Source organism: Novosphingobium sp., assembly GCF_049240505.1.
Classification (GTDB): Bacteria; Pseudomonadota; Alphaproteobacteria; order Sphingomonadales; family Sphingomonadaceae; genus Novosphingobium.
In genome coordinates this window covers 15,434-34,917 of record NZ_JBMLSM010000104.1, presented here as the reverse complement: position 1 = coordinate 34,917, position 19,484 = coordinate 15,434, and the positions used below count along the sequence as shown (strand labels likewise).

The 19,484-nt window shown below is 62.0% G+C and carries 18 protein-coding genes; all 18 read right to left on the bottom strand.

Annotated features, from left to right (window positions below):
- Positions 1-925, bottom strand: a 925-nt coding sequence (gene ftsA, locus ACOVQ0_RS08985; RefSeq protein ID WP_421883143.1) for a cell division protein FtsA, incomplete at its 3' end; no start/stop codon positions are given.
- A 9-nt stretch (positions 926-934) separates the two neighbouring features.
- Positions 935-1,900 (bottom strand): cell division protein FtsQ/DivIB, encoded by a 966-nt coding sequence (locus ACOVQ0_RS08980; protein ID WP_421883141.1) that lies wholly within the window; start codon positions 1,898-1,900, stop codon positions 935-937.
- A gap of 4 nt (positions 1,901-1,904) precedes the next feature.
- A complete protein-coding gene (locus tag ACOVQ0_RS08975) occupies positions 1,905-2,846 on the bottom strand; it encodes a D-alanine--D-alanine ligase (protein ID WP_421883139.1) in 942 nt (313 codons plus the stop codon).
- The gene (murB, locus tag ACOVQ0_RS08970; protein WP_421883136.1) at positions 2,843-3,736 is read right to left on the bottom strand and encodes a UDP-N-acetylmuramate dehydrogenase; all 894 of its coding nucleotides are present in this window, start codon (positions 3,734-3,736) and stop codon (positions 2,843-2,845) included. Before murB ends, ACOVQ0_RS08975 begins: the two co-directional genes overlap by 4 nt.
- Positions 3,733-5,145: a UDP-N-acetylmuramate--L-alanine ligase gene (murC, locus tag ACOVQ0_RS08965; RefSeq protein ID WP_421883133.1), complete on the bottom strand. Its 1,413-nt coding sequence runs from the start codon at positions 5,143-5,145 to the stop codon at positions 3,733-3,735. The genes murB and murC overlap by 4 nt, the downstream gene beginning before the upstream one ends.
- A 97-nt stretch (positions 5,146-5,242) precedes the next feature.
- The gene (gene murG / locus ACOVQ0_RS08960) at positions 5,243-6,409 is read right to left on the bottom strand and encodes an undecaprenyldiphospho-muramoylpentapeptide beta-N-acetylglucosaminyltransferase (protein WP_421883130.1); all 1,167 of its coding nucleotides are present in this window, start codon (positions 6,407-6,409) and stop codon (positions 5,243-5,245) included.
- The gene (locus ACOVQ0_RS08955; RefSeq protein WP_421883126.1) at positions 6,406-7,641 is read right to left on the bottom strand and encodes an FtsW/RodA/SpoVE family cell cycle protein; all 1,236 of its coding nucleotides are present in this window, start codon (positions 7,639-7,641) and stop codon (positions 6,406-6,408) included. The genes murG and ACOVQ0_RS08955 overlap by 4 nt, the downstream gene beginning before the upstream one ends.
- Positions 7,638-8,969 carry a UDP-N-acetylmuramoyl-L-alanine--D-glutamate ligase gene (gene murD / locus ACOVQ0_RS08950; protein ID WP_421883123.1) on the bottom strand — a complete coding sequence of 444 codons (1,332 nt, stop codon included), beginning with the start codon at positions 8,967-8,969 and terminating at the stop codon, positions 7,638-7,640. Before murD ends, ACOVQ0_RS08955 begins: the two co-directional genes overlap by 4 nt.
- The gene (gene mraY / locus ACOVQ0_RS08945; protein ID WP_421883120.1) at positions 8,966-10,030 is read right to left on the bottom strand and encodes a phospho-N-acetylmuramoyl-pentapeptide-transferase; all 1,065 of its coding nucleotides are present in this window, start codon (positions 10,028-10,030) and stop codon (positions 8,966-8,968) included. Before mraY ends, murD begins: the two co-directional genes overlap by 4 nt.
- Positions 10,031-11,500, bottom strand: a complete 1,470-nt coding sequence (locus ACOVQ0_RS08940; RefSeq protein ID WP_421883117.1) for a UDP-N-acetylmuramoyl-tripeptide--D-alanyl-D-alanine ligase — start codon at positions 11,498-11,500, stop codon at positions 10,031-10,033.
- A complete protein-coding gene (locus ACOVQ0_RS08935; protein WP_421883114.1) occupies positions 11,497-12,945 on the bottom strand; it encodes a UDP-N-acetylmuramoyl-L-alanyl-D-glutamate--2,6-diaminopimelate ligase in 1,449 nt (482 codons plus the stop codon). Before ACOVQ0_RS08935 ends, ACOVQ0_RS08940 begins: the two co-directional genes overlap by 4 nt.
- Positions 12,942-14,687, bottom strand: a complete 1,746-nt coding sequence (locus ACOVQ0_RS08930) for a peptidoglycan D,D-transpeptidase FtsI family protein (protein WP_421883111.1) — start codon at positions 14,685-14,687, stop codon at positions 12,942-12,944. Before ACOVQ0_RS08930 ends, ACOVQ0_RS08935 begins: the two co-directional genes overlap by 4 nt.
- The gene (locus ACOVQ0_RS08925; protein WP_421883108.1) at positions 14,684-15,406 is read right to left on the bottom strand and encodes a hypothetical protein; all 723 of its coding nucleotides are present in this window, start codon (positions 15,404-15,406) and stop codon (positions 14,684-14,686) included. Before ACOVQ0_RS08925 ends, ACOVQ0_RS08930 begins: the two co-directional genes overlap by 4 nt.
- The gene (rsmH, locus tag ACOVQ0_RS08920) at positions 15,403-16,404 is read right to left on the bottom strand and encodes a 16S rRNA (cytosine(1402)-N(4))-methyltransferase RsmH (protein ID WP_421883146.1); all 1,002 of its coding nucleotides are present in this window, start codon (positions 16,402-16,404) and stop codon (positions 15,403-15,405) included. The genes ACOVQ0_RS08925 and rsmH overlap by 4 nt, the downstream gene beginning before the upstream one ends.
- A gap of 20 nt (positions 16,405-16,424) precedes the next feature.
- Entirely contained in the window at positions 16,425-16,931 is a 507-nt protein-coding gene (locus ACOVQ0_RS08915; protein WP_421883105.1) for a division/cell wall cluster transcriptional repressor MraZ, read from the bottom strand.
- A gap of 314 nt (positions 16,932-17,245) precedes the next feature.
- Positions 17,246-17,980, bottom strand: coding sequence for a Gldg family protein (locus tag ACOVQ0_RS08910; protein WP_421883102.1), 735 nt, complete (start codon positions 17,978-17,980; stop codon positions 17,246-17,248).
- On the bottom strand, positions 17,980-18,306 hold the full coding sequence (locus tag ACOVQ0_RS08905) for a hypothetical protein (RefSeq protein ID WP_421883099.1): 327 nt from the start codon (positions 18,304-18,306) through the stop codon (positions 17,980-17,982). Before ACOVQ0_RS08905 ends, ACOVQ0_RS08910 begins: the two co-directional genes overlap by 1 nt.
- A gap of 108 nt (positions 18,307-18,414) precedes the next feature.
- On the bottom strand, positions 18,415-19,410 hold the full coding sequence (locus ACOVQ0_RS08900; RefSeq protein WP_421883095.1) for a cysteine synthase A: 996 nt from the start codon (positions 19,408-19,410) through the stop codon (positions 18,415-18,417).
- Between the last annotated feature and the right edge of the window lie 74 nt (positions 19,411-19,484).

Here is a 19,484-nt window from a genome sequence, read left to right as displayed (position 1 = left end):
GCGTGATCACCGAGATCAGTTCGGCCCGCGGAATCCGGTTCTTGTCGTCAGCATGGCGGGCGACAGGCCCGCCTTCGGGGTCACCCGGTGCATTCACCGGTATCATCTCGCGATGGTCAGCCGGGCTGGCGATAGCTGACCCGGACATGCATTTCAGGCGTTCGGCCTGATAGCGGCGGATGCCAAAGGCCGAAGCGATGGCGTCGGTAATGTCACCCGAACCGTACTGGATCACCTGCATCCCCAGCAACATGCCCGCAGCATAGACCGAAACGGTCGTCACTTCCGCGCCGAATTCCACGAGTGCCACGCCGAGTTCGCGCTCCTCGGGGGTAAGGCAGGCGTGACCGGCAGCGATGGGAGAACCGACGACCGTTTCCACATCGAGATGCGCGTTCTGCACCGCTTCGCGCAAGTTTCGCACCGGCGCACCATCGGCCAGCATGACGTGGATATCCACGGCCAACCGCTCTGCATGAAGGCCTTTGGGATTGGGCACGCCATGCGCGCCATCCAGCGTATAGTGCGCAGGCTGGGCGTGCAGCACAGTCCGGCCATCGGGTTCGATCACTTCACGCCCGGCGACCAGCAAGTGTTCGATATCATCCTGTTCGATGCGACGACCGCCGATATCAACCTCGACCTTGGCGGTGGTGCTGGCAAGCCCTGCGCCGGAACAGCCGATCCACACCTTCTGGATACCGATATTGGCCATTTTCTCGGCACGTTCGATGGCATCGCGCACCGAATGCGTGGCGGCCTGCATATCGGTTACATAGCCGCGCTTGATCCCTTGCGCGGCACGATGACCGGACCCGAGCACGACCATTTCACCCGTCTCCGAAAGCCCCGCGATCATAGCGGAAACCCGGAACGAGCCGATGTTGACGGCGGCAAAAACCTTGGTGATGCGCGGAGTGGCCATTGCAGGCGATCAACCCTCGTCCGCGCGGGCGGCAGCGGCAATGCGCCTGGCTTCCGCCTTGGCGGCAGCAGCCGCACGCTTGGCTTCGGCCTGCTCCTCGGCATGGCCAGGCACGCGCATGTATATGCGATCACCCGCTCGCATGTCGAACGCGGCAACCTTCCCGCCAAGCAGGCGATTGACGCCATCCATACGGGCAAAGCTGAGCAGCGCGCCTGCTGACTTCTCATCCCCTTCAGGCAGCGCGAGCACCTGTCCGGTCTTGAACGTCAGGTTCCAGCGGCGATTGCCCACCCATTCGGCTTCCGCAACTTGGGGTTTCAGTGCAGGCGCAGCGTCAAGCAAATGCGAAAGATCCGGCACTCGCTTGCCCACACCCAACCCGGTCAGCACCAACATGCCCTTGGCACGATCCGGCTTGACCGTTTCCAGTTCGGCGCCGGTATCGTCGATCAGCATCAGCCGATCGGGCTTGCGCAGAACCGCGTGCGGGCTGCGTTCGACGATATCGATCACCAGCGTATCGGGCAGCTTGCGCGAAACGCGCGCATCCTTGACCCACGAAATACCGTTCAGTTCTTCACGCAGAGCAGCAAGATCGAGCGTTGTCATCGCCCGGTCATTCTGGCCGAGGATCTTCTCATAGATCTTCTGCTCGTTCATGCGGTTAACGCCGCGCACTTCAAGATGGCTGACCTTGAACCCGGCATCCGATGCGATCAGCGCGGCCTGTTCCGAAGCCAGCGCAGGAATTCCCGCCATCACTGCAACGGTCCACACGATGGCCGCCGCCACGGCAAGGATCAGCGCCATGACGATCCGATGCAGCGTTTCCTCGCTGAACGGCATCCATGCCATCACGCTGTCGAACAGCGAACCGGTCTGCTTGCGCGCAGTCTGGACCTTGCGCTGGGTCGTGCGGGCAGCCGCAGCGCGCCGCACGCCCTTTCCACCACGCTTGATCGTCTGCGCCATCGTGTCAGACCTTTCCTGCGTCCTGAAGCGCCTCAGCGATGATCGCCTCGACCAGATCGGGATAATCCATACCCAAGGCACGCGCCTGTTCGGGAACAAGGCTGAGCGGTGTCATGCCCGGCTGCGTGTTCACTTCGAGCAGGAACAGACCTTCGACGCCCTGTTCGTCATCCCAACGGAAGTCCGAACGGCTGGTGCCCTTGCAACCCAGCAACTGGTGCGCGCGCAGGGCGATCTGCTTGCACGCTTCGGTGATTTCGTCCGGGATTTCCGCGGGGCAGATATGGTCGGTCATGCCATCGGTGTACTTGGCATCGAAATCATAGAAGCCGGATTTCGGCCGCAACTCGGTAACCAGCAACGCGCGGTCACCAATGACTGCAGTGGTCAATTCGCGCCCACGAATGAAGGGTTCGGCCAGCAGTTCGTCGAATTCCTGCCACGGCCCCTTGCTGTCGGCGCTGATCGGATTTCCATAGTTGCCGTCTGCCATGACGATAGCCACGCCGACCGACGAACCTTCGTTCACGGGCTTCAACACATAAGGGCGCGGCAGAGGATCGTTCTTGTATAGCTCATCCGTGCGCACGATCCGTCCGCCCGGCATCGGAATGCCGTGGGGGACAAGCGCTTGCTTCGTCAGTTCCTTGTCGATCGCGATGACCGAGGTGGCGAGGCCCGAATGGGTGTAAGTCAAGCCCATGATGTCCATCAGGCCCTGAATCGAACCATCTTCGCCCGGCGTTCCGTGAAGCGCGTTGAATACGACATCGGGCTTCGCGTCTGCAAGACGCAGAGCAACATCGCGGTCCATGTCGATGCGGGTCACCTGATGGCCCTTGGACTCAAGCGCCTTTGCCACGCCCTCGCCGGACATCAGGCTCACCGGGCGTTCGCTTGACCAGCCGCCCATCAAGACGGCAACATGAAGTTTGGGCAAAGTCACTTGCGACCGATCCTTTTGATTTCCCATTCAAGGTCCACGCCTGCGCTGTCCTTGACACGGCGCCGAACTTCCTCGCCCAGTTCCTCGATATCGGTGCTGGTGGCGGTGCCGGTGTTGATGAGAAAGTTGGTATGCTTTTCGCTGACTTGGGCACCGCCGATCTGAAGCCCGCGACAACCAGCTTTGTCGACCAACTCCCATGCCTTGCCGCCATCGGGATTTTTGAACGTTGACCCTCCGGTCTTGGAGCGCAACGGCTGCGAAGCTTCGCGTGCAGCGCTGATGCGGTCCATTTCGGCCTGGATCGCCTGCGGATCGCCCCGCTCACCCCGAAAGCGCGCGGCAACCACCACACAACCATCGGTGAGGTCCGAGTGGCGATAAGTGTAACCGAGTTCGCTCAATGGCAGGGTCGCAATCTCGCCCGATCGGATCACAACATCACAATCGATCAGCACGTCCTTCACCTCGCGGCCATAGGCGCCGCCGTTCATGCGCACGAAGCCTCCGACTGTACCGGGGATCGACCGCAGGAATTCCAGCCCTGCAATGCCCTCATCACGCGCCGTCGATGACACGAGGATGCCGCTGGCGCCACCGCCGCAGTTGAGTGTGACCGCATCCGTTTTTTCGACCTTGGCAAAGGCTTTGCCAAGCCGGATGACAACACCCGGGACGCCGCCATCGCGCACGATCAGGTTGGAACCAAGGCCGAGCGCGATCACCGGAACGTCTGGTGCAAGACCTGCAAGAAAATCCTGAAGATCAGCAACGTCTTTGGGTTCGAACAGCCAGTCAGCCGTGCCGCCAGACTTGAACCAGACCAATGGGGCAAGCGGCGCATTGGCGGTCAGCTTGCCACGCACTTGCGGCAGAGCAATGGTTGTCACCCTTGCCCCCTCTCGGTCGCAATCGCATCGGCCAGGCCCGCCGCCCACTTGGTAATATCACCAGCGCCGAGGCAGACGACCATATCTCCGGCCTGTGCGGTGGCAGCGAGTTCCTTTGCCAATGCACTGGCACCCGCCGTCAGATGTGCGCTGCGATGGCCACGCGCCTTGATGCCTTCGACCATCACCGCGCTGTCGATGCCCTCGATCGGCTGTTCGCCGGCGGGATAGACTGGCGCGGCATAGACCACATCGGCATCGTTAAACGCGCCTTGGAAATCCTCCATATGATCGCGCAGTCGCGTAAAGCGATGCGGCTGAACCACGGCGATGACACGGCCTTGCACGCCTTCGCGCGCTGCAGCCAGCACGGCGCGAATCTCGACCGGGTGATGCCCGTAATCGTCGATCACCGTCACGCCGTCCACTTCGCCCACCTTGGTGAAGCGACGCTTCACGCCGCCGAACTTGCCGAAGCCCCCCCGGATAAGATCATCCGAGACGCCCATTTCCACCGCTACGGCAACGGCAGCCAGCGCGTTCTGCACGTTGTGACGGCCGGGCATCGGCAATTCGATGCCTTCAATGGTGCGGAAAGAGCCATCGCGTTGCCGCAACATGGCATTGAAGCGATTGCCGCCGGGAATTGGCGTAACCGCTTCGCCGCGCACATCGGCCTGCGCCGAAAAGCCATAAGTCACAACACGGCGATCGCGCACCTTGGGGATGATCGCCTGCACTTCCGGGTGATCAATGCACAGCATTGCCGCGCCATAAAACGGCACGTTCTCGATAAATTCGACAAAGGCGGACTTCACCCGATCAAAGCTGCCGTAATGATCGAGATGCTCGGGATCGATGTTGGTGACCACCGCCAGCGTGCCGTCCAGTCGCAGGAACGAACCGTCGCTCTCATCAGCTTCGACCACCATCCAATTGCTGTCGCCCAACCGTGCGTTAGAGCCATAGGAATTGATAATACCGCCGTTGATCACCGTGGGGTCCACCCCGCCAGCGTCGAGGAGACAGGCGATCATCGACGTTGTTGTCGTTTTGCCGTGCGTGCCAGCCACAGCCACGGTATTCTTCAGCCGCATAAGTTCGGCCAGCATTTCGGCCCGGCGCACCACGGGAATGCGATTTTCCAGTGCAGCGACAACCTCGGGATTGTCACGCTTCACAGCGGTAGAGGTGACGACCACCGCCACGCCATCGACGTTCTGCGCGGCTTGCCCGATCATCACCTTGATGCCGCGTTGGCGCAGACCATCAACGACATAGCTTTCCGCCATGTCCGATCCCTGCACCGCATAGCCCATGTTGTGCATGACTTCGGCAATGCCCGACATGCCGATGCCGCCGATGCCGACAAAGTGGATCGTACCGATTTCTGTCCCGACGCCCTTCACTTCGCATCTCTCGTTGCGCAAGCGTGCTTCGACAAGCTCAGCACGAGCGGGGTTGGGTTAACAGCGCAAGTCCGCTCGTCCTGAGCTTGTCGAAGGATCATGCCAGTTGCTCCTGCCCGGCAGCGGCACTGCTGCGCGTATCCACACGGATCACGTCCATGATCGGCTCTCCGCCAAAGCTTTCGACCAGATCGGCAAGGTCGCTGACGGCGTTGGGCAAGCCGCAGTTCCAGGCGGCATGGGCGGCATTGGCAAGGGTTTGGGGATGTTGGGCCATGACCTGAATCTGCTTGGCAAGTTCCTTGGGCGTGAAGCCCGACTGACGGATCGCGCGTGCGCCGCCTGCCGCCACCATCTCGCGCGTGTTGGCGGCCTGGTGATCATCCGTCGCAATCGGCAGCGGGATCAGGATGGCGGGACGGCCCACGGCAGTGAGTTCCGCGATGGTCGAAGCCCCTGCGCGCCCGATGAACAGGTGTGCGCCTGCAAGCCGGGTCTGCATATCCTCGAAATAGGTGCCCAGTTCAGCCGGAATTTCATGGGCAGCATAGCGCGCGCGCACCGCCTCAAGGTCTTCGGGGCGGCACTGCTGCGTCACTTGCAAACGATGGCGTAGCGCAGGTGGCAGCATGGCGAGACCGTCGGGCACGACTTCGGACAGGATCGAAGCCCCCTGACTGCCGCCAGTCACCAGCACCCGGAAAAGGCTGTCATCGGTAAATTCCGGGAATGCCTCACCCCGCAGCGCCAGCACTTCGGGCCGCACCGGATTGCCGACGCGATGAACCTTGCCCCACAATTTCGGATCGAGCCGGTCGATCTCGGCATAAGCGGTCGCGATGGCATCGACGCGGCCTGCAAGATAGCGGTTCACCCGACCCAGCACCGCGTTCTGTTCATGGATCACAGTCGGAACCTTGGCCGCCCGCGCCGCGAGCAGCGCTGGCAGCGCGGGATAGCCACCGAAGCCGATCACGCAGGAAGGCTGGAAGCTTTCGAACAACCGCAGCGCCATTGCGCGACCTTGCCAGATCGCGCGCAACCCCTTGAACAGCGCCACCGGATTTTTCGCCAAGCGCCCTGCAGGAAGTACGTGCGCTGGCAGGAAATCCGGTTTGCCCGGAATCTTCGCGCCGCGTTCGTCCGTCACCAACGCAACGTGGTGCCCGCGCTTTACCAGTTCGTCCGCAAGAGCGAATGCGGGAATAAGGTGCCCGCCAGTTCCCCCGGCTGCCAGCACGTAGTGCCTGGAAACAACCGTCATTTGCGCACCAGATCGGTCACGTCGAACTTTTCGCGCGAGAGATAGGGGTTGCGCCGCGTGATCGCGAGCAGCAGCCCCACGCCAAGGAGAAGTGCAATGGTCGACGATCCACCATAGCTGATCAACGGCAAGGTCATGCCTTTCGATGGGAAGAGTTGCAGGTTCACAAGGATGTTGATGAACGCTTGCCCGACCAGCTGCGCGGTCAGCCCCGCAGCGGCGAGGATGGTGAACAGATCGTCCTCGTCAAGCAGGCGCATCAGCACGCGCAGCGCGATAGCACAATAGATCAGCACGATGATTGCGCAGGCAATCAGCCCGAATTCCTCACCGATCACCGAAAAGATATAGTCGGTATGCGCCTCGGGCAGTGCATTCTTGCGGCTGCCCAGCCACAGACCGGTTCCGCTCCACCCGCCATTCGTCAGCGTGCGCATCGCCAAGTCGACCTGATCGAATTCACTGCCGCCCGACAGGAAGCTGTCGATGCGGTGCGTTGCGTTGGGGTAGAAAAGATAGGCGGCGATCAGCCCCAACACGCCTGCCCCCATCGACCAGAGGATCTTGTTGAACGACAGGCCCGAAAGCAGCACGAGCACGAACCACACCCCGCCGAACAGCACGGTCGATCCGAAATCCGGCTGCGCCATCAACAATGCGGCCACCAGTCCCATCATGGCCACCGTAATCGGAATGACCGGCAGGTTGGGATCACGCACGCGCCATGACAGCACCCACGCCATTGCTATGGCAAAGCCGGGCTTGAGAAACTCCGACGGTTGCAAGCTGAAGCCGAGCCACAGCCAGCGCCGCGCGCCCTTAACTTCACTACCGACAAGCGGCACCAGGAACAGTCCCACCACCATTGCCGCTGCAAGCAGGATCGCCCCGCGCCGCGCCGCCTCCTTGGGCAAGACCGACGCGAAGAACATCGCCACCATGCCCACAGCGACCCAGCGGAGATGAATCCAGAAGAAGTAGAGATCGCCCAACGCCTTCTTGGCTGTAGACAAGCGATGCGCGCTGGCGGGCGAAGATGCCGCTACGGCAATACAACCGATGACCACCAGCGACAGGATCAGCGTGAGCAGAACGCGATCAATCTCACGCCACCAGATCAGCAGTTCGCTGCGACGGCTGCGCCGGAACCGCGCGCCATGTCCCACCACGCGCACGCCACCATCGGGCGTGGTCGTGGTGACAAGACGGGTTGGCGTGGGCGCGGTACTCATGCTCCGGTGCCCGGCGGACAAGGAGAGTCACGATCCTCGATCAGCGCTTCCACGATCTGTCGGAAACTGTCGCCCCGCGCTTCGAAATCGCGGAACTGATCGAAGCTCGCGCAGGCGGGCGAAAGCATGACGACATCACCTGGCTGCGCCGCTTCCATAGCCTGCCGCACTGCATCGCACATCATTTCGCTGCGCGTTACGGGCATGACCGGTTCAAGAATATTGGCAAACATCGGCCCGGCTTCGCCAATGGTATAGGCCGCAACGACATTGCCGAAATAGGGTGCACATTCGTCAAGATTGTCGCTCTTGGGCAATCCGCCCAGAATCCAGTGGATGCGCGGATAGGCGCCGAGTGCTGGCGCAGTGGAGGCGGCGTTCGTTGCCTTGCTGTCGTTCACGAACAGTACGCCATTCGCTTGAGCAACGCGTTCCATGCGGTGGGGCAACCCGACAAAACTGGCCAACGCAGGACGCCACACGTCTTCAGCAATGCCCAGTTGCCGCGCGATTTCGACCGCAATTGCCGCATTCTGCAAATTGTGCGGCCCCTGCAGCGATGGCCAGGCGTTTTGCCCTTCCAGCAATTCAGGCTGCACCACGTGGACGTAACCTGCGGCGTGCCTTGCAGATGCCTGATGCGCAATGACCAGCGTATGCTCGTCACCACAGCCGAACACCGCATGGTTGCTTGGGCTTTGCATCTGGAACAGACGGGCCTTGGCAGCAGCGTAACCCGCAAAGCCATCATAGCGATCAAGATGGTCCGGGCTGAGATTGATCAGCGCCGCTACATCACAATCCAGGCCCTGTGTCAGGTCGATCTGGTAGCTCGACAGTTCAAGCACATAGACACCGCCTTCAAGCAGAGGCTCCTGCCCCAGAATCGGCAATCCGATATTGCCACCGAGCCGCGCCTGCAGCCCCGCCGATTTGCAGATATGATGCACCAGCATGGTCGTGGTCGATTTACCATTGGTGCCGGTAATCCCGACCACGCGATGTTCTGGAAGATCGGCGCGAGCCTGCGCAAACAGTTCGATATCGCCAATCACCGGCACACCGAACGACGCCGCATGCGCCGCAATCGGATGCCGGTTGAGCGGAACGCCGGGGCTGACGACCACACCGGCAAACCCTGTCAGGTCGATGCCGAGCGGATCGGCGATCTGGCAGCGCCCTTCATAGGCAGCGCGCGGTTCCTCGCGGCTGTCCCACACGGTGACCTCCGCCCCGCCTGCCAGCAGCGCCTCGACGCTCGCCTGACCCGAACGGGCAAGGCCGAGAACCGCAAACCGCTTGTCCGCAAAGGCGGGCGAGACGATCATCGCACCTTCAGCGTTGCGAGGCCGATCAGCGCCAGCACGATCGACACGATCCAGAAGCGGATCACGACGGTCGATTCCTTCCAGCCGAGCTGTTCGAAGTGGTGGTGAATCGGTGCCATGCGGAACACCCGCTTGCCGGTGCGCTTGTAGACGGCAACCTGCACGATCACCGAAACGGCTTCCATCACAAACAGACCGCCGACAATCGCAAGGACGATCTCGTGATGCGCGGCAACCGCGATAACGCCCAGCGCGCCACCCAGCGCAAGGCTGCCGGTATCACCCATGAATACAGCAGCGGGAGGTGCGTTGAACCACAGGAAAGCAAGCCCCGCCCCCATCATCGCTGCACAGAAAATGGCGAGTTCACCCGCTCCCTTCACATGCGGAATGCCAAGGTATGAGGAATAGTCCACGCGGCCCGCAAGGTAGGCAATGATCGCAAATGTGCCTGCCGCGATGATCACCGGCATGATCGCCAGTCCGTCAAGCCCGTCGGTCAGGTTCACGGCATTGCCCGCCCCCACAATCACGAAGATCGCGAAGAGGTAATAGAACGGCCCAAGCGGCACATAGAGGTTGCTGAACAGCGGCACGTAAAGGTTGGTCTCGCCCACGGCGAGCCATGCGGCCACTGCGGCGACCACAAATTCGCCAGCAAGACGTACTTTGGCCGGAACGCCCTTGTGCGCGTACTTGGTAACCTTGTCGTAATCGTCAAGGAAACCGATCAGACCGAAGCCCAATGTAACGACGATGCAGGCCCACAGATGCCGACTGGTTACATCCATCCACAGCAGTAGCGACAGCAGCAGCGATGTGACGATCATCAACCCGCCCATCGTCGGCGTGCCGCGCTTGGCAAGGTGCGATTGCGGCCCGTCCTCACGGATCGGCTGGCCCTTGCCCTGACGCACACGCAGCATGTTGATGAAGCGTGGCCCGATGATCAGGCCGATGACCAGCGCGGTCAGCAGCGTGATCCCCGCTCGAAACGTCTGGTAACGGACGAGGTTGCTGAAGCCTTCAAAGTTCAGCCATTCGGCCAGCTGGTAAAGCATTCACTGTTCCCTGGCGGTAAGCGAACGCACGATCGCGCCCAGTCCCACCGAATTCGACCCTTTGACGAGCAGGGCATCACCCCCGCGCACGCCATCGGCCGCAAGACATTCCGCCGCGTCGGCCGCTGTCTGCACATGCGCCACATCGATTCGACCGGCAAGCGAGGCAGAGCCGCTTTTCCCCAAGGCATCGGCAAGTGCCGCCATTTCGGCTCCTACCAGAATCAGCCTGTCCACCTTGCCCTCAGCCACCGGAACGGCAAGTTCGGCGTGGTAACGTGCCTCTTCGGCTCCAAGTTCGCGCATTGCGCCAAGGATGGCGACGCGGCGTTTGGCCGGAGTCTGGCCAAGCTGGCACAGGGTTACCGCCATCGATGCTGGATTGGCGTTATAGCTTTCGTCAATCAGCAGCGCCTTTCCCGAACCATCACCGCCGCTGGCCGGAATGATATGGCGCGCACCGCGCCCCGCCAGCCCTTCCATCTCGGCGAGGGCAAGGCCCGCCGCTCCCAGATCACCGCCGATTGCCTCGACCGCCGCCATGATCGCCAGCGAATTGGTGACCCAATGCTCGCCCGGCTGTGCAATCGTGTAGCACACCTTGCGCCCGCCCAGATCGGCGGTCACCAGCGTGCCCCCGCCTGATGCGGGCACGGCATCCAGCAATCGCACATCCGCATCGGCATTGTGCCCGAAAGCGACCACGCGCCCGGCGTGCTGCGCCGCCTTTGTCCGCAGCCGTTCAAAATGGGGGCTGTCCGCCGGGATGATCGCCACACCGCCCGGTTCAAGACCTTCGAAGATTTCGCCCTTGGCGTCGGCAATGGCTTCCTCGCCGGAAAAGTGGCCGATGTGGGCAGGCGCGATTGTCGTGACGATGGCCACATGCGGACGGACCATGCGGGTCAGTGCCGCCAGTTCGCCCACATGGTTCATGCCCATCTCGAATACACCGAAGCGGGTGGACGCAGGCATCCGCGCCAGGCTGAGCGGAACGCCAACGTGATTGTTGTAACTCTTGACCGAACGATGTGCTCGCCCTCTGCTGGCACGGTCAAGCGCGGCATAGAGCGCTTCCTTGACCCCGGTCTTACCCGCCGAGCCGGTCACCCCGATGATCCCGGCATCGACACGGGCACGCGCGTGGCGACCCAACGCTTCCAGGGCAGCCATCGTATCGGGCACAATGACATGCGGGCCGAAAGTGCCGTGTTCGACCACAGCGCCAGCCGCACCACGCCCGGAAGCGCCTTCCAGATAGCGATGACCGTCCGAACTTTCGCCTTTCAGGGCGAAAAACAGATCGCCTTCAACCACTTCACGGCTATCGATTTCAACGCCTGAAATCGCGAACTGCGCACTGGCACGGCCGCCGGTTGCGCGCGCGATTTCATGGCTCGTCCACAGCGCAAGACCCGCCGCATCGGACGGGTCTTCGGGCCAATCAATCAGAGCAGGATGAGCGGTCATGTCGTACACTCCCTGGCGACCTGAACGTCGTCAAACGGCAGCACGCGGGTGGCTTCTCCCCTCCCCACGATCTGGCCCTGTTCGTGGCCCTTGCCTGCAACCAGCACGATATCGTCGCGCCCTGCCTCGGCAATTGCAGCGGCGATGGCAGCACGGCGATCCCCGATCTCACGCGCCTTGTCATCACAGCCGCCCAACACGGCGGCACGAATTTCAGCAGGATCTTCGCCGCGCGGATTGTCATCCGTGATAATTACCACGTCGGACCCGGCACAGGCCGCGCGGCCCATCTCCGGCCGCTTACCCCCGTCCCGATCTCCACCCGCACCGAACACGGTGATCAACCGCCCGTTGACGTGCGGACGCAGCGCCGCAATCGCAGCCTCAATCGCGTCGGGCGTGTGTGCATAGTCAATATAGACAGGCGCACCGGCGCGGTTGATTGCCGCGCGCTCAAGCCGCCCGCGCACCGGCTGCAGCCGGGTTAGCGCATCGAACACCTGTTCGGCATCGCTTCCCGAAGCAATGGCGAGGCCTGCCGAAACCAGTGCGTTGGCGGCCTGATAGGCCCCGATCAGTGGCAACGCGATCTTGCGTGCTTTGCCCTGCCATTCGATTTCCAGCGTCTGACCAAGCTGGGTCGGCGTGCGGCCAACCAAACGGATCGACGAGCCACTGCCACCGACGGAAAACAGTTCCAGTCCCCGTGCCCGCGCGTGAGCCACAGCGCGTTCCGACCATTCGTCATCCATCCAGACGACCGCCGTGCCGCCATCGGCCACGACGTGATCGAACAGGCGCATCTTGGCCGCGAAATAATCCTCCATCGTCGCATGATAATCGAGGTGATCGCGACTGAGGTTGGTGAAAGCGCCTGCAACAACGCGCAGGCCTTCGTTGCGGAATTGCGACAGGCCGTGGCTCGACGCTTCATAGGCGACGTGCGTCACACCTTCGCGCGCAAGACCGGTCATGTTCGAAAGGAACGTCACGATGTCGGGCGTGGTCAGCCCGGTCGAAACGCTTTCGTCTGCCGTCGTCACGCCCAGTGTGCCGATCGATGCGGCGGAGCGCCCGGCCATGCGCCAGATCTGGCGCGTCATTTCCACCGTGGAGGTCTTGCCGTTGGTGCCCGTCACTGCCACCACGGTTTCGGGCACGGGCTGGAAGAACTGCGCAGCCAGCGCGGCAAAGGCCTGACGCGGTTCTGCCGCAGCAACATGAACCGCACCTTCCACACGCGCTTCAGGACGGGCAACAACCGCCACCGCGCCTGCCTTCACCGCATCGGCAATGAAATCCTCGCCATTGAAACGCGCGCCCGGAAACGCACCGAACACCGTGCCGGGAGCGACCTTTCGGTGATCGATGGCAAAGCCCGTTACATTGGCATCAACACCGGAAACCGGCAGGCCCGTCTTTTCAAGAATGGTGGCGAGCTTCATTCACCGCCTCCCTTGCCGACCAGCGGAGAAAGATCGGAGATATCGATATCGCGCGTATCATCGGGAACCACGCCAAGGAACGGTCCGATACGCGGCACCACACGTCCGACGATCGGCGCAGCATTCCACGCCGCCGTGCGCTGATACGATGTTGCCGCCGTGCCCTTCGGTTCGTCAAGCATTGCGATCACCACATAGCGCGGCTTGTCCATCGGGAAGGCGGCAGCGAAGGTGGCGACCAGCGACGTGCGGTTATAACCGCCTTTCCCGCCCGGCTTTTCAGCCGAGCCGGTCTTGCCCCCAACGCGAAAGCCAGGTGCGTTCGCCGTCTTGCCAGTGCCATCCACCACGATCATGCGCAACAACTGGCGCATCCGGGCGCTGGTCGATGCCTTGAACACGCGGCGGCCGGCAGGTGCCTTGGCCGGATCGACCTTGAACAACGTTGCCGGACGCCACACCCCGCCGTTGACCATCGCCGCGTAAGCTGCGGCCAGATGCAACGGCGTGACCGCGATGCCGTGGCCATAGCTGACCGTCATCGTGGTGATGCGCGCCCATTCACCCGTCTTTTCATGGCCGCGCGGCCACAGCGGGAAACCACGCGCAGGCAGTTCGATATAAGGGCGCTCGTTCATGCCGAGTGCCGCCATCGTCTTTTTCAGGCCCGGTCCACCCAGCTTGTCGGCCACTTGCGCGGTGACGATGTTCGATGAATGGATCAGTGCTTCAGGCACGTTCAGCGATGCGCCAAGCGTATGGCTGTCACGAATACGAAAGCCGCCGATTTCGAGCGGACGATTGGCGGGATAGCGGACCGAAAGATCGGTTACGGCCCCGGCATCAATCGCCGCTGCAACCGACAATGGCTTGAATGTGGAACCCAGTTCGTAAACCTGATTGGTGACCTTGTTGAACACCAGATCGTTGTAGGCCATGTCCGAACGGTTCGGATTGAACGAAGGCAGCGAGGCAAGCGCGACGATCTCGCCCGTATCGACGTCGAGCACGACGCCTGCCGCGCCCTTGGCTTCGGTTTCCATCATGCCCCGGCCAAGTTCGTCTTCAAGCGCACCCTGCGCGCGCATATCAATCGACAGCGAAACGGGCTGCCCGCGCTGCGCCGGATCGAGCAACTGCTTTTCCAGCACCTGCTCCATGCCGACGTGGCCCTTACCCTCACCATCAACATAGCCAAGTACGTGCGCGCCGAGCGATCCTTGCGGATAATAACGCTGGTTTTCGCGCGGGAACTCCAGCGCCGGTTCACCCAGCGCGAAAATGCGGTTCGCCTCTTCGGGCATGACCCGGCGGATCAGATAGCTGGGCTTGTCGGACTTCAGGCGGCGCAGAAGATCGTTGTAATCTGCGTCGGGGAAAATCTGCATCAGCGCCGATGCAACTTCCTCGGGCGATTTGACGAGGGGCTGACCGCTCGCCCCGAACGCCTTGGGGTTATACCACAAGGCATAGGCCGGGAACGCGCGTGCCAGCGGGACGCCATTGCGATCCGTAATCTCACCGCGCGGCGGCAGCAGCGCCTCGGCCAGCGAACGGCGTTCCGGCGCATCCTCGAAAAAGCCGAGTTGCAGGATGCGAACAAACGCGGCAACGCCTGCGAAAAGGAACAAGAACGCGACAATCAGCACGCGCATCTTGGCCTCGACCAGCGAGCGCTGGCGAACATTGGCGAGCTTGACGCGGCCGGAGGCAATGGCGGCTGAAGCAGTAAGTGCGTTCACGTAGCTGCCTTAGCCTCCTTGCCCTTGGTGGTGCGAGAGGCCGTGACCGGCTTGGCGGCCTTCGCCTTGGACTTATCCGCAACTGCGACGGCCTTGCCGCCCTTTTCAGGCTTCTTGGCGACAGGCTTGGCCGTGACCATCTTCTTTGGCGCGGCTTTCTTGGAGACTTCCTTCTCGGAAGCCGTCTCCTTGCGCACCGGCTTGCGCGGACGCGAATCCACGACTTTGCCAAGGCGCTCGTTCAGAGTCTCGACCGCCTCATCGTGATCAACCTTGGTCACTTTCGCTTCAGTGCGAACCGCAGGCTTATCGTCAAGCTGCTTACCCGACAGCGGCGACACCATTGCAGGAAAGCCTGCCGATGCGATCACGCTATCGTCCACGCTGGCCACACGGATGGGCGCGGGGGCATCCGGCACGGCGGGAACGCTCAATGCAGCAAGCTGTCGTTCGCCTTCAAGATACTGCCCTGCAACAGGCGCGGCATAACCGAACTCGACATCGTTCCAGACTTTGAGCTGCTGCTGGTTGGAACGGGTTTCAAACTCGGTCTCGAGATAGAGCTTTTCCTGTTTGAGCGCGACGATGCGCGCCTCGGCATGGTGGATCTGGCTGCGCAGCGCATTGACGCGGAACGCCAGCACCAGCACCAGCGCAAAGCACAAGCCCAGCAGCACCAGCCAGCCGACCGAGCGGAGGCGATTGGCCGAAGCAATCATGCTGCGCTCCTCCCACCAAAAGCCCGCGCGGGCGCGGTGGTGCGCACTGCCCAACGCAGCGTAGCGGAGCGGGCGCGCGGATTGCGCGTCTCCTCTTCCGCTGTTGGACGGATAGCGCCGGACGGCTTTTCGAAAACAACAACGGGCTTTGCCGCAAGCTGCGGCAAGTGGCGTGATCCGGCAGGCAATGCGCCCGCAGCTTCGCGCAGGAACTGCTTGACGATGCGGTCCTCAAGACTGTGGAAGCTCACCACCACGATGCGCCCTCCCGGCACCAGCACCTTTTCCGCTGCGGCCAGACCTTCCATCAGTTCGTCCAGTTCGCCGTTCACATGGATGCGCACGGCCTGAAAGCTGCGGGTGGCCGGATCCTTGGGCGCTTTCGGCCCCTTCATGTCGGGGCGATAGCCGAGCGCCTTGCGCACGACATTGGCGAACTGGGCCGTGGTGGTCAGCGGGCGGGCAGCAACGATCGCGCGGGCGATCCGGCGCGATTGGCGTTCTTCACCAAAGCGATAGAGGACGTCTGCTATCTCCCCCTCGTCTGCTTCATTCAGGAAATCCGCCGCTGTTGGACCGTCCTGTGACATTCGCATGTCTAACGGCCCGTCCGATGAAAACGCAAACCCGCGCGCGGCCTGATCAAGCTGCATGGAACTGACGCCGATATCGAAGACCACGCCCTGAACGCCCGCGATTCCGGCATCCGCAAGTCCTTCTGCCAGTTCGGAAAAGCGGCGCGGATGGAGAACCAGGCGCGGATCTTTTCCACAGGTTTCTCCCCAGAGCTGTCCAGCCGTGATCGCATCGGGATCACGATCAAAAGCATGGACGGTCGCGCCCGCATCCAGCAGGCGGCGAGTGTAGCCACCAGCGCCGAAGGTGGCATCGATGATCAGATCACCTGGCTTCGGATCGAGCGCGGCAACGACTTCATCGAGCAGAACGGGAATATGAGGAGATTTGGCGGGGCCAGACGTGAGTGCAGAGCCGGACAGGGGTGCAGAGACGGTAGCGGTCACTTGCGCTTCCCCTTTGCAGCTTCAGCCATCTTTGCGCGGCAACCAGCCTGCGCGCCTTCCCAGCCCGCACCCTGTTCGAACAGCTTGCGAGGATTCCAGATGGTGATCTGGCGACCGCCACCGTGAAAATAGAGGCCGTCCTCAACTTCACCGAGTTCGGACAGGTAATCGGGCAGGACAAAGCGCCCGCTCTCATCGAAGCTGGCGCGGTAAAAACCGTAAACCTGCGCTTCGGCCATATCACGGTCGAAATCGAGGCCAAGGCGCAGCTTCTTCTCTTCCTCGCGGTCAATCTCGACAGCAAAGTCAGCAAGGCGGGACAGGCCGAACCCGGTCAGACAAGGCAGGCGGGGATGCTTGTCGAGGCAAAGGATGCGCTGATTCGATGAGGCAGCATGGATATCCGCGCGAAAGTCGGCAGGCAGGACGAAGCGGCCTTTTTCGCCACGTGGCGAAAAGCCTTGTCCTACCAGATTTACCGGCCCTCCCGCCACGCTGGACACCCCGCTCGCGGACGCAAAACTCCTTCATTCAGCCCCGCGCCTTCGCGCGAAGCCGACTCATCCCCCGTGGATGCGACTGGAGTTCGTCCCGATGAGCCATATTACTAACGCGGGAGTGTGCGGGCGAAAAGGGGAAAATGCGGGATTTTGCGGACTAGTTATGATTCCGTAGCATTTTTTCTATTCCTTATCGGACCAGTAACCATAACCTGCCGCAAACAGTGGCAGGCAAAAGCCTTGGAATCGCGATGTTTTTGATTTGAGGGCCAGATTGGTTCAGATTTTGCCCGCAATTTCCCGCCAAGCGCGTCGGCTCAATCGCTCGCGGCCTCGTCAAGCAGGCGGCGAAGTGCGGAAATCCGGGAATCGCTGTCTGCTTCCCGCTCAAGCAAAGCGGCGTCCGCAACAAGAACCGCACGTCCTTTCCCCACCCTGCACCGCGCGATCAGGCCATTTGGGCCGATGGCGCAGGCCGCATCATGGCCGCCTCCCGCGAGGGTAAATTCACCCTGAAGGTTGACAGGTAAACGCTCACCCGCACTTTCCCGCTCGCCTAGCGGCTGCTCGTCGTCAAAGCGTAGCACCAGCCCCCAACGCGCCAAAATCGGTGAAATCAGCACAACATCCTGCGGCCTGCGGCGGTCACCCAGCGAAAATGCGCTGTCCTCGGTCAGCATGGGATCGGCAAAAAGCAGCAGCTTGCCCCCGCCCCGCAACCATGCGTCCAGCGCTACGTTTTCCTCGGGCGTCAGCGGACGCGGCTGAGCGATCACCAGCATATCAATATTGGCGACGCGAAGAAGGGTATCGAGCGGAACCACGGTGCCGCGATCTTCCAACACGGCACGCGCCCAATGCGGCTCGTCTTTCGTATCGACGAGCTCATCAAGCGCCGCCGCCTCATTCCACAGGATGGGCAGGCTGGTGAACAGGCCTATCCGGCGATCCGGCTGGGCGAGAGGCGATGATGTCCGCCACCACAGCGCAGCAGCCAGAACGGCAGCGGCGGACAGGGCAATCCACCACGCCTTGCGGCGAGACAGACGCATCAGGGCTTGGGCGCGCGCACCGTGGGCGCTGGCGTAGGTGGCGGTGCGGGGGAAATCGTCACTGTAGGCTTTTCACCGGTGGTCACGGGAAGTTGCGGGGCGACGCCCATGTCGGCCAGCGGGTCTTTAGCCGAAGTCTCGCTGGCCTCGACCACCGGTGCTCCGGTGTTCACTGCGCTGGCATCGATAAACTTGGCGCGGTCCATGATGACATTCGCAAGGCTGACGAGCAGCAGCATCCCGGCCAGACCGAACAGGCCCACCTGCAAACGGTGCACCGCCTGCGCCCGCAGTTCACGGCGTCCCGGTGGAACGTATGCCAACATACTGGCCGTTGCAGCATGTTCAGCAGCGATCTGCTCCGCCAGAATATCAGCGGGAGCCGTGTTTGCCGATCGGGAGCCAAAAAGCGCCATAACGGGCCTTTTAGCGCATTACGCCAGCCAAGGGAACACCGGCAGCCCCTTTGCCTTCAACCATTCCGCGTTGTAGAGCGAGGAAAGGTAGCGGAAGCCCGTGTCGCACAGGATCGTGGCCACACGACTTCCCGGCCCAAGCTGTTTTGCCAGCACCACAGCACCTGCCACGTTGATCCCGCTCGACAGGCCAAGGCACAGGCCTTCGTCGGCCAGCAGGCGTTCCACCCAGTAAAGGCCTTCCTCATCAGAAATGCGGAACTGCGTGTCGATCGGCGCGCCATCAAGGTTGGCGGTAATGCGCCCCTGCCCAATGCCTTCCGCCACTGAAGACCCTTCGGCCTTCAGTTCGCCGTTGGCGTAGTAGTTATAGAGCGCGGCGCCGTGCGGATCGGTCAGAGCGATGGTGACGCTTTCGTCAAACGCCTTGAGACCAAGACCGACGCCCGCGATCGTCCCGCCGGTGCCCGCCGCACAGGTGAACCCGTCGATGCGGCGCTCCATCTGCTCCCAGATTTCGGGGGCGGTGCTTTCGATATGCGCACGGCGGTTGGCGATATTGTCAAACTGGTTTGCCCAGACCGCGCCTTCGGTTTCCTCGGCAATGCGGCGCGAGGTGTGAACGAAGTGCCCTGGATTGGAAAACGGCGCGGCGGGCACCAGCACGAGTTCTGCCCTGAGGGCGCGCAACGTGTCCATTTTCTCACGCGATTGGGTTTCGGGCATCACGATGACCGACTTGTAGCCGCGCGCATTGGCCACCAGCGCAAGGCCGATACCGGTATTCCCCGCCGTACCTTCAACAATGGTGCCACCGGGCTTCAAGACCCCACGCTCTTCAGCATCGCGCACAATCCACAGCGCCGCCCGATCCTTCACGGACGCGCCAGGGTTGGCAAATTCGCACTTGCCATAGATTTCAGCCCCAGCCGCTTCGCTTGGCCCTTTCAGCAGGACGAGCGGCGTGTTGCCGATGAGGGAAATAGTATCGGGTGCAATCGCTGGAGACATCATGGAGCCGGAGGTAGGGGCAGTTTCGGCAATTGCCAACGAATTTGCGCTTGCCTGCCAAAAAGCCCGATTACGCG

Excerpts from the sequence above, each read along its gene's own strand:
- ACOVQ0_RS08910 (WP_421883102.1), bottom strand. The coding sequence starts at position 17,980 with ATGCGTCTGTCTCGCCGCAAGGCGTGGTGGATTGCCCTGTCCGCCGCT.
- murG (WP_421883130.1), bottom strand. The coding sequence starts at position 6,409 with ATGACGGTTGTTTCCAGGCACTACGTGCTGGCAGCCGGGGGAACTGGC.
- ACOVQ0_RS08935 (WP_421883114.1), bottom strand. The coding sequence starts at position 12,945 with ATGAAGCTCGCCACCATTCTTGAAAAGACGGGCCTGCCGGTTTCCGGT.
- ACOVQ0_RS08905 (WP_421883099.1), bottom strand. The coding sequence starts at position 18,306 with ATGTTGGCATACGTTCCACCGGGACGCCGTGAACTGCGGGCGCAGGCG.
- ACOVQ0_RS08955 (WP_421883126.1), bottom strand. The coding sequence starts at position 7,641 with ATGAGTACCGCGCCCACGCCAACCCGTCTTGTCACCACGACCACGCCC.
- murD (WP_421883123.1), bottom strand. The coding sequence starts at position 8,969 with ATGATCGTCTCGCCCGCCTTTGCGGACAAGCGGTTTGCGGTTCTCGGC.
- ACOVQ0_RS08900 (WP_421883095.1), bottom strand. The coding sequence starts at position 19,410 with ATGATGTCTCCAGCGATTGCACCCGATACTATTTCCCTCATCGGCAAC.
- ACOVQ0_RS08940 (WP_421883117.1), bottom strand. The coding sequence starts at position 11,500 with ATGACCGCTCATCCTGCTCTGATTGATTGGCCCGAAGACCCGTCCGAT.
- mraY (WP_421883120.1), bottom strand. The coding sequence starts at position 10,030 with ATGCTTTACCAGCTGGCCGAATGGCTGAACTTTGAAGGCTTCAGCAAC.
- ACOVQ0_RS08925 (WP_421883108.1), bottom strand. The coding sequence starts at position 15,406 with ATGATTGCTTCGGCCAATCGCCTCCGCTCGGTCGGCTGGCTGGTGCTG.
- ACOVQ0_RS08980 (WP_421883141.1), bottom strand. The coding sequence starts at position 1,900 with ATGGCGCAGACGATCAAGCGTGGTGGAAAGGGCGTGCGGCGCGCTGCG.